Below are 12,764 nucleotides of genomic sequence, written 5' to 3'. Positions count from 1 at the left end.
CAATGACCATGAAAGGACAAGAGACGCGTGGCTTCCAGTCAGAGGTAAAACAACTTCTGCACCTGATGATTCACTCCCTCTATTCAAACAAAGAGATTTTCCTGCGTGAACTGATCTCCAACGCTTCGGATGCCGCCGACAAACTGCGCTTCCGCGCCCTGTCCACGCCGGATCTGTATGAAGGCGATGGCGACCTGCGCGTGCGTATCTCGGTCGATAAGGATAATCGTACGCTGACCTTGAGCGATAACGGTATCGGTATGCGCCGTGATGAGGTGATTGAGAACCTCGGTACCATCGCGAAGTCCGGCACCAAATCCTTCCTTGAATCCATGGGCTCAGACCAGGCGAAAGACAGTCAGCTGATCGGTCAGTTTGGCGTGGGCTTCTACTCGGCGTTTATCGTTGCAGATAAAGTCACCGTGCGTACTCGTGCTGCGGGCGCGAAAGCCGATGAAGCCGTGTTCTGGGAATCGGCGGGCGAGGGTGAATACACTCTGGCAGAAATTGAGAAAGCCGATCGCGGTACCGAAATCACGCTGCACTTCCGCGAAGGCGAGGATGATTTCCTCGATGCGTGGCGCGTACGCAACGTGATCAGCAAATACTCCGATCACATTGCGCTGCCGGTTGAGATTGAGACCAAAGACGAAGAGAACGACACCACCACCTGGGAGAAGATCAACAAAGCCCAGGCGCTGTGGACGCGCAACAAGTCTGAAATCAGCGATGAAGAGTACAACGAGTTCTATAAACACATCGCCCATGATTACAGCGATCCGGCGATCTGGAGCCACAACCGTGTGGAAGGCAAGCAGGAGTACACCAGCCTGCTGTACATCCCGCAGCGTGCGCCATTCGACATGTTTAACCGCGACAGCAAACACGGCCTGAAGCTGTATGTGCAGCGCGTGTTCATCATGGACGATGCCGAGCAGTTCATGCCGAACTACCTGCGCTTTGTGCGTGGCCTGATCGATTCCAACGATCTGCCGCTGAACGTTTCGCGTGAAATCCTGCAGGACAGCCGTGTCACCCAGAGCCTGCGTGCCGCGCTGACCAAGCGTAGCCTGCAGATGCTGGAAAAACTGGCTAAAGACGACGCCGAAAAATACCAGCAGTTCTGGAAAGAGTTTGGTCTGGTCCTGAAAGAAGGCCCCGCCGAAGACAACACCAATCAGCAGGCGATTGCTAAACTGCTGCGCTTTGCCACCACGCAGAGTGAAGGCGCTGAGCAGACCATTTCGCTGGACGATTACCTGAGCCGCATGGTGGAAGGGCAGGATAAGATTTACTACATCACTGCTGACAGCTATGCCGCCGCGAAGAGCAGCCCGCATCTGGAACTGTTCCGCAAAAAAGGTATCGAGGTGCTGCTGCTGTCCGATCGTATCGACGAGTGGATGATGAGCTACCTGACCGAGTTCGACGGTAAAACCTTCCAGTCAGTGAGCAAAGCGGATGAGTCGCTGAGCAAACTGGCCGATGAAGAGACCGAAGAGCAGAAGGAAGCGGAAAAAGCGCTGGAGCCGTTTGTTGAGCGCGTGAAAACGCTGCTGGGCGAGCGTGTGAAAGAGGTGCGTCTGACTCATCGTCTGACCGACACCCCGGCGATTGTCACCACCGACGCCAACGAAATGACCACCCAGATGGCGAAGCTGTTTGCTGCTGCGGGCCAGGAAGTGCCGGATGTGAAGTACATCTTCGAAATCAACCCGGAGCATACGCTGGTGAAACGCGTGGCGGATACCCATGACGAAGCGCATTTTGCTGAATGGGTTGAGCTGCTGCTGGATCAGGCGCTGCTGGCTGAGCGCGGCACGCTGGACGATCCTAACCAGTTTATCCGTCGTATGAACCAACTGCTGACGGCGTAAGCCATTCAGCGCCCGCGCCGGTTGGCATCAATACCGGCGGCAGGGTTGGCAAGAGACAAAAAAGGTCGGCATTGAATGCCGACCTTTTTTTAATGCAGCGCCTGATCGCGCAGCCAATCCCGGAATAACGTTATCTCCGCATCATGCTGACGTGACATTTTCGTCATCATCCAGGTGGCGCGGTCCACACGCACAAATCCCAATGGGGCGATAAGCGTACCGTCGCTTAACTCCTGCCTGACCAGTAAGCGCGGGGCCATGATCACCCCTAAGCCATTTCTCGCCGCCTGAATGCCCAGAGTGAGATTATCGAAATGCTTACCGACCCAATAATTGCCACGCGCACCGCTGGTTTTCGCCCACTCGGCCCAGGCGTGCAGTCGTGTATCGGCATGCAGCAGCGGCAATGACGCTAAATCCTGCTCATTGTGAAAACGTGCCGCGTATTGAGGCGCGCACAGCGGGCCGATGTAGTCATCGCTGATCAGCGTAGCATCAATATCCTCATCCGGTGACTGCTCATAGCTGAGAATCAGCACATCGGTGTGTTCACTGCGCAACTGGTCGATCTCCACCAGCGGCTGAAACTGCACTTCAATATCGGGATAGCGTTGATAAAAACTGCTAATACGTGGAATCAGCCATTGCGAGAGAAAACTGGGCGCGCAAGAGACGCTGAGGTGATGACGCATGCCGGTGCGAATGCTTTCGCAGGTGGTGGAGAGTTCGCTAAACGCCTTCTGACAACTCACCAGCAAGCGCTCGCCGTGTGAGGTTAATTTGACGCGCCCATTGGTACGGACGAATAAGGGCTTTCCCATCCAGCTTTCCAGCTGTCGAATCTGATGGCTAATGGCGCTGTGTGTCACATGAAGACGCTCGGCCGCCACGCTAAAACTGCTGTGCAGTGCTGCCTGATGAAAATAGTGCAGTGCACGTAACGACGGAAGCGCGGTCATACTCATCCCCTGTGTAAAAACCTAACAGGGATTGTCAGTTTATATCATTTTAATGTCCAGCCGCATTGGCCTAACCTTTCCCCCAGATTATGGCGGGTTGACGGATGGCGTTGTCTGTGTTTAACGCGGCTAATGTTCCCCCTCAATCTGCGACACACACAGCATCTTTATAATTAGAGAAATCTCACGCGATGGATCACCAATATGCTTCTGCCAGGGCGGCGGCAGCGCGCGATCGACTTCGCGGCTTGCTTTCACGTCACTATCGGCTGGAAAATTACGACCTCTTCTTTGCACCTTCTTTGCATATTTCGCGGGTGCTGCTCTCACAACTGTTTTTACGTCAGGAACAGGCGCGCAATCAAACGCGTTACGCTTCGCAATATCCGGTCAGTGAACTGAGTGTGTTACCCGCAGTGCCGATGATGGCTGGTAACATTGCGCTGGTGGAGCATGTCGACATGCTGCAGGGTCGGGTGCGTCCGCTGGCGGAGTGTCAAAGTCAGGGCGTGACCGACGCCTCGGAATCCTTTGCCACCTTGTTGCATAAACGATTAATCAGTGATGCGCGATTGTTTGTGGCGCGGCTCGATCGTCATGCGGCGTTAAGCAGTGACCTGGTGTTAATTGCATTGAAAACCTGCGATTTCAGCACGCTGGTGCGCAGCGAATTGCGGTTATTTGAGCAGGGACTGGCCTTTGGCTCGTCACTGGATCAAACCCTTGAAATGATGGAAAAGAGCGACTGGCGGCCGTTTAATATCGCTAGCGTGGATAATATTACGCTTGAGGCCCCGGTTCAGCTGCAATCGATTCAGCAGCACGGCTTACCGTTCGCCCTGTTCCCCATGCCGGTCAGTCTTACCTTGCCCGACTTACCGCAGGATATGCATCTGCTTCCCGCTCCTCACCGATTGCGCCTGCATGCCAACGTGCGCGGCGGTGTGAACAAAAATCAAAACGTCACGCCGATCCTGAAGAGACGTCTGAAAGACGTGTTAAGCGTTAGCCTTGATTCTTAAAAACGGGCACTCTGCTGGTGTTTTGCGCTAAAGCAAGTCAAAGTAAAGCTTTCACCGGAAGCGCGCCCGTTTCCTTGTGGTGCGCGGGTCATAATGGTATGTTCTTGGCCTTCTCAGATTGATCAATGCGATTCGCAAGGGGAATTACGCAATGCGTATTATTCTGCTCGGGGCACCGGGCGCAGGTAAAGGCACTCAGGCTCAATTCATCATGGAGAAATACGGTATTCCGCAAATCTCCACCGGTGACATGTTGCGTGCGGCAGTTAAAGCAGGCACCGAACTGGGCCAACAGGCGAAAGCCATCATGGATGCCGGTAAACTGGTGACAGACGAGCTGGTGATTGCGCTGGTTAAAGAGCGTATCGCGCAGGAAGACTGCAAAAACGGTTTCCTGCTCGATGGCTTCCCACGCACCATCCCACAAGCTGATGCCATGAAAGACGCGGGTATCAATGTTGACTTCGTGCTGGAGTTTGCCGTACCGGACGAACTGATTGTGGATCGTATTGTTGGTCGTCGCGTGCATGCGCCGTCTGGCCGCGTGTATCACGTCACCTATAATCCTCCAAAAGTGGAAGGCAAAGATGACGTGACCGGCGAAGAGCTGACCACGCGTAAAGACGACCAGGAAGAAACCGTGCGTAAGCGTCTGGTGGAATACCATCAGCTGACTGCACCGCTTATTGCTTACTACAGCAAAGAAGCGGAAGCCGGTAACACCCAGTATCACAAGATCGACGGCACCCGTAAGGTGGCTGAAGTGAGCACGCAGCTGGCCGGTATTCTCGGTTAATGCGGATCAGGGGCCGGTTGTCCGGCCCTTTTGCAGCAATTGCTTTCCCCTCCCACGATTTCCGCTACAATTTCCCCCTGATTTTGATCCATTCGTTTTGACATCAAGGAAATACCAATGAGGCAAGAAAAGCCTGGGGTTTTGCTGGTCAACTTAGGCACACCTGATGCGCCTACAACACCTGCCGTTAAGCGCTATCTAAAACAGTTCCTTGGCGACCCGCGCGTGGTGGATACACCGCGTTGGTTGTGGTGGCCGATTCTCAATTTCGCCATTTTGCCGTTCCGTTCGCCGCGCGTGTCGAAACTGTACGCCTCGGTGTGGATGAAAGAAGGCTCTCCGCTGATGGTGTTCAGCAAGCAGCAGCGCGATGCGCTGGCGCAGCGCGTGGATATGCCGGTTGAGCTGGGCATGAGCTACGGCCAGCCAAGCCTCGACGGGGCGGTACAGCGTTTGCTGGACCAGGGTGTCACCAAACTGATTGTGTTGCCGCTCTATCCGCAATTCTCGTGCTCGACGGTGGCTGCCGTTTGGGACGGATTATCCGCCAGCTTTAAACCGCTGCGCTCCCTGCCTGAAGTGGCTTTCATTCGCGATTATGCCGAGCATCCTGCCTATATCGCAGCACTGAAGGCTTCGGTTGAGCGTTCGTTTGCGCAGCATGGCGAACCGGACCTGCTGGTGCTGTCGTATCACGGCATCCCACAGCGCTTTGCCGACGAAGGTGATGATTATCCGCAGCGCTGCAAAGACACTACCGAGGGGCTGGCTGCCGCGTTGGGCATCGCGCCGCACAAAATCATGATGACCTTCCAGTCACGCTTTGGTCGCGAGCCATGGTTGACACCGTACACCGACGAAACCATGCAAGGTTTACCGGCCAAGGGCATCAAACATGTGCAGGTGATGAGTCCCGGCTTCTCCGCAGACTGCCTGGAAACCCTGGAAGAGATCAGCGAGCAGAACTGTGAGTTCTTCCTGCACGCCGGTGGCGAGAAGTTCGAATACATTCCCGCGCTCAACGCCGATGACGAGCACATCGAGATGATGGTTCAGTTGGTCAACGCACGCCGATAAAGTGCTGGCAGAGAGTGTGATATCATTCTCTGTCAGATTTCCCTTACGGCAGCCACGATGAAATTTCCCGGCAAACGCAAATCCAAACACTATTTCCCCGTTAACGCGCGCGATCCGCTGCTGCAAGCCACACCTCAAGAGCAGGAAGAGGGCAGTTGGGTGGTGGGTATCGACCAGACGCTGGTGGATATTGAAGCCAAAGTTGATGATGACTTTCTGCAACGCTACGGGCTGAGCGCCGGCCACTCGCTGGTGATCGACGATGCTACCGCAGAAGCTTTGTATGACGAGCTAATGCGCGATGCGCTGATCAGCCATCAATTTGCCGGCGGCACCATCGGTAATACGCTGCACAACTATTCCGTGCTGGCCGATGACCGTTCCGTATTGCTCGGCGTGATGTGCAACAACATCCAGATTGGCGGCTACGCTTATCGCTATCTGTGCAACACCTCCAGCCGTATGGATCTCAACTTCCTGCAGGGCGTGGATGGCGCGATTGGCCGCTGCTTCACTCTGATTGGTGAGCAGGGCGAACGCACCTTTGCCATCAGCCCGGGTTTAATGAACCAACTGCAGGCGGACAGCATTCCGGAAGAGGTGATTGCCGGGGCGTCGGCGCTGGTGCTGACTTCCTATCTGGTGCGCTGCCAGCCGGGTGAACCGATGCCAGCGGCCACGCTGCGTGCCATCGACTACGCGAAAAAACATAACGTGCCGGTGGTGCTGACGCTGGGAACCAAATACGTGATTCAGGACGATCCGCAGTTCTGGCGCGATTTCCTGCGTGATCATGTGTCGATCGTGGCGATGAACGAAGAAGAGGCGCTGGCGCTGACGGGTGAGCAGGATCCGCTGCTGGCGTCGAATATTGCGCTGGACTGGGTGGATCTGGTGCTGTGCACTGCTGGCCCTACCGGTTTGTATATGGCTGGCTTCACCGAAGATGAATTCAAGCGCAAAACCAATCATCCGCTGCTGCCGGGCGCAATTGCCGAGTTCAACCAATATGAGTTCAGCCGCGCTATGCGTCATCAGGATTGCCAGCAGCCGCTGCGCATCTTCTCGCACATCGCGCCTTATATGGGCGGCCCTGAGAAGATCATGAACACCAACGGCGCGGGCGATGGTGCTCTGGCCGCGCTGCTGCACGACATCACTGCCAATAATTTCCACCGCCAGAAAGTGCCGAACTCCAGCAAACACGCACGCGGTTATCTCACCTATTCGTCGCTGGCGCAGGTGTGTAAGTATGCCAACCGGGTGAGTTATCAGGTGCTGAATCAGCATTCACCGCGTCTGATGCGCGGGCTGCCTGAGCGGGAAGACAGTTTAGAAGAGTCGTACTGGGACAGGTAACAGTGAACCCGTAACGGCGCGATTTATCGCGCGTTTGTTGGCAGCGGTGCTGCTTGAATTGCGCGATTAATCCCGCCGCTACGGTGTCTGTTGAATAGCGGCGCTACGGTATCAGTTGAATTATGGCGCTAAGGTGTCTGTTATATCGGGCACTCCCGCACAATCGGGTTCTGCGCAATCTCTTCCTGCAGCACGTTCAACATGCTGTTGGCGATCTCACGCTCGCCCATCACCACGCGATTGGCACCGCGTTCCATGATGTAATTCACTTCATCGTCGTAATGCGCGCGGGCAATAATTTCGATATCCGGACGCTTCTCACGCGCGGCGGTGACAATTTCCCCGGCTTCGTAACCGTTTGGAATGGTCAGCAGCAGCCAGCGTGCACAGTCGAGTCGGGCTAACTCCATGGTATCGACGCGAGCCGCATTGCCCAGCACCGCCTTGATCCCTTGCTCACGCAGCGCTTCAACGCGCGGACGGGAATTTTCCACCACCACCAGCGGCACATCGGCTTCCATCAGCTGCTGGCCCAGCAAGCTGCCAACGCGGCCATAACCCACAATGACCGCGTGATTACAGATATCCAGCGGAATCTGCTTCTCTTCTTCAATCGCCTCTTCCAGCGTCTGTTCTTCGATGGTTTCAGTCTTATCGAGGTAGCGCTCCAGAAGGGTAAACAGAATCGGGTTGAGCATAATCGAGAGGATCGCAGCCGCCAGCACCAGATTGCGTCCTTCATCACTCAACATGCCGAGTGAAATACCTAATCCGGCAAGGATAAAAGCAAATTCCCCAATCTGCGCCAGACTCACTGAAATGGTCATGGCGGTGCGGCGCGAGTGGCCGAGCAGCGTCACCAGCAGCCAGGCGGCGATGGATTTCCCGAGCACGATGATCGCCAGCGCGCCCAGCACCGCCAGCGGCTGCTCGATCAAAATCATCGGGTCAAACAACATACCGACCGAGACAAAGAACAGCACCGCAAACGCATCGCGCAGTGGCAGGGTATCGTGCGCGGCACGGTGGCTGAGTTCGGATTCGTTAAGCACCATACCGGCAAAGAAGGCGCCGAGGGCGAAGGAGACATCGAAGAATTCAACCGCACCGAAAGCGATACCCAGCGCCAGGGCCAGTACGGATAAGGTAAAGAGTTCACGCGATCCGGTGGCGGCACTTTTTGCCAGAATCCACGGCACCACGCGACGGCCGACCACCATCATCAGCACCATAAAGGCGACGACTTTGCCGATGGTCAGCATCAGGTCCCAGAACAGCAGAGAGGGGCTGGCGTTGCCTTCTTCCAGCATCCCGGCAATGGCGGGCAGCAGCACCAGCGTCAGGACCATCACCAAATCTTCAACAATCAGCCAGCCAATGGCGATCTGCCCCCGCTGGCTATCAATCAGTTGACGCTCTTCCAGCGCACGCAGTAACACCACGGTACTGGCGGTGGAGAGACAGAGGCCAAACACCAGACCGGTCATCCACGACCAGCCCATCGCCCACGACAGCCCCATTCCCAGCAGCGTGGCCACCGCGATTTGCGCGATGGCGCCGGGAATGGCGATCGACTTTACCGACATCAAATCCTTCAGCGAGAAGTGCAAACCCACGCCAAACATCAGCAGGATAACGCCGAGTTCGGCGAGCTCAGGCGCGAGGTTAGTATCGGCGACGAAGCCCGGGGTAAAGGGACCGGCGAGCACGCCAGCCAGCAGATAACCGACCAGCGGGGAGATTCGAAGACGGTTGGCAATCATTCCAAGGATAAAGGCGAGGACCAGGCCCCCGACAATGGTGGTGATCAACGGTGTGGTGTGATGCATGCCTGTCTCCTTGTGTGCAAATGTATCCGCTTGTAACAACCTAGTGTAATGCACAATCGCTAACCACGTTTAAACATTTGAGCGGTGAAAAGCGATTAAATTGAAAAATTAAGAAGAAAACGCAGCTTAAGCAGCATTTTCCTCAGTTATCTTATACTATCGGCAGGTTTTACGCAGAATGGAGGGGGGCGAGGAAAAAGCGTTGCCCCCCAAAAGTGGCTTACGCGTGGCGGTTATCAGGTAAGAAAGCGGTTAAAAGGCCGATTAAAGGCAGCCAGGCACAGATTTGATATACCCATTCGATGCTGGTGTGGTCTGCCACTACGCCCAACACGGCGGCACCGAGCCCACCCATACCAAAGGCAAAACCGAAAAACAGCCCGGAAACCATACCAATACGCCCTGGCATCAGCTCCTGCGCATACACCAAAATGGCAGAAAACGCCGAGGCGAGAATCAACCCGATGCTCACGCTCAACACGCTGGTCCACATTAAGTTGGCGTGGGGCAACAACAAAGTGAAGGGCGCAACGCCAAGAATCGATACCCAAATCACGTATTTACGGCCGATTTTATCGCCAATCGGCCCGCCAATAATGGTGCCCGCAGCCACCGCGCCGAGGAAGGCAAACAGATGGAATTGCGAGGCCTGAACAGAAAGTCCGAACTTCTGGATTAAATAGAAGGTGTAGTAGCTGCTCAGGCTGGTGAGATAGAAGTATTTAGAGAAGATCAGCAGCAGTAAAATGCTGATCGCCAACGCCACTTTCTTACGCGGCAGCGGGTTAACCGGCGCAACCGTTGCCTTTGCCTTACTGGCGCGCTGCTGGTGGCTATACCAGCGGCTGACCTGCAGCAGCACGATAATGCCGAGCAGTGCCGCCAGCACGAACCAGGCAAGATGCCCTTTGCCGTACGGGGCAACGATCATCGCTGCTAACAGTGGGCCTAACGCGCTACCAAAGTTGCCGCCCACCTGGAACAGGGATTGAGCCAGGCCATGACGTCCACCGGAGGCCATACGCGCCACGCGCGAAGATTCCGGATGAAACACCGAGGAACCACTGCCCACCAGCGCGGCAGCGAGCAGCACCTGCGGATAGGTGCTGGAGAACGTCAGCAGCACCAGACCACACAGCGTAAAGCCCATCCCCACCGGCAAAGACCAGGGTTTTGGGTATTTGTCGGTGTAATGACCGATGATCGGCTGTAGCAGCGAAGCGGTGACCTGAAAGGTTAGCGTTATCAGACCTATCTGGACGAAGTTAAGGCTAAAATCTTTTTGCAGCATCGGGTAGATCGCCAGCAGCAGCGATTGCAGCATATCGTTGAGCAGATGCGCGAGGCTGATGGCACCTAAAATGCCAAAAGCGGTCCGTCCCGGTGCGCGTGCCGGGGTTGCGATGTCACTTGCCATAAAAATCCTGAAGAGTGCGGTTATCGTTATCAGTTTGTTACTACCGCATGACTCTATAAGCCTTTAGTCTTGAGTTAAAGTGCCATCTGTGCGACACAGAAGGGTGATAAAGCACATTAAGTCCACGGCAAAGTGGAAAGACGCAGAATAAGGAGATCGGCTTTGTTGTTATTCCCGCGGAGAGGGCGCTGGCTGGCGCTGATCATGCTGTTGCTGCCGATGCTGGCGCAGGCATGGCAGACGGATCGCAGTTATCGATTCAGTATTCTGCACACCAATGATCATCACGGTCGCTACTGGACCAATGCGCAGGGCGAATACGGTCTGGCGGCGCAGAAAACGCTGATGGATAAACAGCGTTATGATGTGCAGGCCAAAGGCGGTGGTGCCTTGATCCTTTCCGCCGGAGACGTGAATACAGGCGTGCCGGAATCGGATCTGCTCAATGCCGAACCCGATATTCGTGGCATGAACCTCATCGGCTACGATGCCATGGCGCTCGGCAATCACGAATTTGATAAGCCGCTCAGCGTGCTACAACAGCAACAGAAGTGGGCCAAATTTCCCTTCCTCTCTGCCAATATCTATCAAAAGGGCAGCGACCAGCGTCTGTTCAAGCCGTGGGCGATCTTTAATCGCATGGGGCTGAAGATCGCGGTGATTGGCCTGACCACCACCGATACGCTGAAAATTTCCAATCCGGAAAATATTGCCAATATCGACATCCGCGATCCGGTGAAAGAGACGGAAAAAGCGGTGGCGGAACTGCGTGCCAGTGAAAAACCCGATGTGATTGTGGCGCTGACGCACATGGGCCATTACGACGATGGACAGCACGGTAGCAACGCGCCGGGTGATGTGGAACTGGCGCGCAGCCTGCCGCCGGGCACTATCAATGTGATCATCGGCGGCCACTCGCAGGATGCGGTGTGCATGGAAAAAGATAACGTCAGCGTGAAAGATTATCAGCCCGGCCAGCCTTGTCAGCCCGATCGCCAAAATGGCGTGTGGATCATGCAGGCGAAAGAGTGGGGCAAATATGTCGGACGCGGCGATTTCACCTTCCGCAACGGCGAATTGACGCTGGACAGCTATCAGCTGATCCCGGTGAATCTCAAGCACGAGGTGAAGAATCTGGATGGCAGCGTTTCCTGGCTTACCTGGCAGGAAGAGATCCCACCCAACAGCGCAATGATGAAATTGTTGACGCCGTATCAACTGCGCGCGGCAAAGAAACTCGACGTCACGGTTGGCAGCAGTGATGGCGTGTTCGTGGGCGAACGCGACAAAGTGCGCTTTGAACAAACCAACCTAGGGCAGCTGATTCTGCGCGCGCAGATGGCAGCGACCCAAGCGGATTTCGCGGTGATCAGTGGCGGTGGCATTCGCACTTCACTGGCCGCGGGCAAACTGAGCTGGCGCGATCTGTTGCAGGTGCAGCCGTTTGGTAATCAGGTGGTGTCAGTCACGCTGACCGGAGACGAATTACTGAAGTATCTTGCCACGGTTGCCAATATCAAGACCAACTCCGGTGGTTTCGCGCAATTCAGCAATATCAGTCTGGTGGCAGATGGCAAAGCGGTGAGTGAGGTGAAGATCAATGGCGAGCCGCTGCAAAAAGACAAAACCTATCGCATGGCCACCAACAGCTTTAATGCCAGCGGCGGTGATGGTTATCCCAACATCGAAGCGCATGCGGGCTTCAGCAATACCGGACTGCGCGATGCAGATGTGCTGCGCGATTTTGTCACGGCGCACTCACCGCTGAAAATCGCCGACTATGCGCCAACCGGCATCGTGCATTTGACGGAGCAGCAGGTACAGGAGCGCGACAAAGCGCAGGAAAAACCCAGGAAGCGCAGCTACCCGCAAGCCATTTTGGCGTGGATCTGGCCGCGTGCGCTGCACAATTAAAAACGGCGCCCGATTGGGCGCCGTTGTTTTATGCCTGACAGGATTTCTGCGTCAGCCAGCGCTGGCGCAATTTATCCCACATCCAGTTATAAGCCATGGTATAGGGCAGGAAGAACAGGAAGAACGCCACTTCCAGCATGAAGGCTTCCAGCAGCGTGATCTTCAGCATCCAGGCGGCAATCGGCAAACCGATAACGATAAAGCCCCCTTCAAAGCCCAGCGCGTGGATGGCGCGCAGGCCGAGGCCGCGTTTTCTCTGCGGCGGCCAGATGCGATCAAAACCGGTGTTATAGATCATGTTCCACAGCATGGCGACCGTTGACAACATAATCGCCAGCGCGCCCATCTGAAACAGCGGCTTTTCCATAATCCAGGCGGCCAGCGGAGCCACAGTGAGAATCGCCAGCACTTCAAATCCTGCAGCATGATAAAAACGTTCTTTCAGCGAACGGGTACGCATATAAACCTCCTTTTGGGTAACGCGACACATTTTCTCACCGCAAAATGCTAAGAT

Annotated in this window: 10 protein-coding genes; 6 read left to right on the top strand and 4 right to left on the bottom strand. The window is 55.4% G+C overall.

The genetic code is table 11. The features are described 5' to 3' along the window. Positions 1 to 2 precede the first annotated feature (2 nt). Complete coding sequence (gene htpG, locus CRO33_RS06100) at positions 3 to 1,877, top strand: molecular chaperone HtpG (RefSeq protein WP_058962244.1); 1,875 nt, start codon at positions 3 to 5, stop codon at positions 1,875 to 1,877. Positions 1,878 to 1,966: 89 nt separating this feature from the next. Here the strand turns inward: htpG and CRO33_RS06095 are convergent, their stop codons facing one another. Further along, entirely contained in the window at positions 1,967 to 2,836 is an 870-nt protein-coding gene (locus tag CRO33_RS06095; RefSeq protein ID WP_038648497.1) for a LysR substrate-binding domain-containing protein, read from the bottom strand. 191 nt (positions 2,837 to 3,027) lie between these two features. On the opposite strand from CRO33_RS06095, the gene CRO33_RS06090 reads away from it, so the two are divergent. The 4 genes from CRO33_RS06090 to CRO33_RS06075 all read left to right on the top strand — a co-directional run bounded on the left by CRO33_RS06090 (position 3,028) and on the right by CRO33_RS06075 (position 7,090). After that, the gene (locus tag CRO33_RS06090; protein ID WP_097117473.1) at positions 3,028 to 3,858 is read left to right on the top strand and encodes a DUF6024 family protein; all 831 of its coding nucleotides are present in this window, start codon (positions 3,028 to 3,030) and stop codon (positions 3,856 to 3,858) included. 151 nt (positions 3,859 to 4,009) lie between these two features. Continuing rightward, positions 4,010 to 4,654 (top strand): adenylate kinase, encoded by a 645-nt coding sequence (gene adk / locus CRO33_RS06085; RefSeq protein ID WP_034828185.1) that lies wholly within the window; start codon positions 4,010 to 4,012, stop codon positions 4,652 to 4,654. Between the two features lie 117 nt (positions 4,655 to 4,771). Further along, the gene (gene hemH / locus CRO33_RS06080; RefSeq protein ID WP_097117472.1) at positions 4,772 to 5,731 is read left to right on the top strand and encodes a ferrochelatase; all 960 of its coding nucleotides are present in this window, start codon (positions 4,772 to 4,774) and stop codon (positions 5,729 to 5,731) included. Between the two features lie 57 nt (positions 5,732 to 5,788). Further along, positions 5,789 to 7,090 (top strand): inosine/guanosine kinase, encoded by a 1,302-nt coding sequence (locus CRO33_RS06075; RefSeq protein ID WP_097117471.1) that lies wholly within the window; start codon positions 5,789 to 5,791, stop codon positions 7,088 to 7,090. A 140-nt stretch (positions 7,091 to 7,230) separates the two neighbouring features. On the opposite strand, the gene ybaL is transcribed toward CRO33_RS06075, so the two are convergent. Both ybaL and CRO33_RS06065 read right to left on the bottom strand, forming a co-directional pair. Continuing rightward, on the bottom strand, positions 7,231 to 8,919 hold the full coding sequence (gene ybaL / locus CRO33_RS06070; protein ID WP_034828192.1) for a YbaL family putative K(+) efflux transporter: 1,689 nt from the start codon (positions 8,917 to 8,919) through the stop codon (positions 7,231 to 7,233). A 220-nt stretch (positions 8,920 to 9,139) separates the two neighbouring features. Further along, on the bottom strand, positions 9,140 to 10,336 hold the full coding sequence (locus CRO33_RS06065; RefSeq protein ID WP_097117470.1) for an MFS transporter: 1,197 nt from the start codon (positions 10,334 to 10,336) through the stop codon (positions 9,140 to 9,142). 162 nt (positions 10,337 to 10,498) lie between these two features. Between CRO33_RS06065 and ushA the strand changes: the two genes are divergently transcribed. Next, a complete protein-coding gene (gene ushA / locus CRO33_RS06060; protein ID WP_097117469.1) occupies positions 10,499 to 12,250 on the top strand; it encodes a bifunctional UDP-sugar hydrolase/5'-nucleotidase UshA in 1,752 nt (583 codons plus the stop codon). 28 nt (positions 12,251 to 12,278) lie between these two features. Here the strand turns inward: ushA and CRO33_RS06055 are convergent, their stop codons facing one another. Beyond that, positions 12,279 to 12,710: a multidrug/biocide efflux PACE transporter gene (locus CRO33_RS06055; protein WP_034828198.1), complete on the bottom strand. Its 432-nt coding sequence runs from the start codon at positions 12,708 to 12,710 to the stop codon at positions 12,279 to 12,281. Positions 12,711 to 12,764 lie beyond the last annotated feature (54 nt).

Source organism: Pantoea sp. GL120224-02 (assembly GCF_900215395.1).
Lineage (GTDB): Bacteria > Pseudomonadota > Gammaproteobacteria > Enterobacterales > Enterobacteriaceae > Pantoea > Pantoea communis.
The sequence above is the reverse complement of the archived record's forward strand: the minus strand, read 5'-3'. Positions and strand labels throughout refer to the sequence as shown.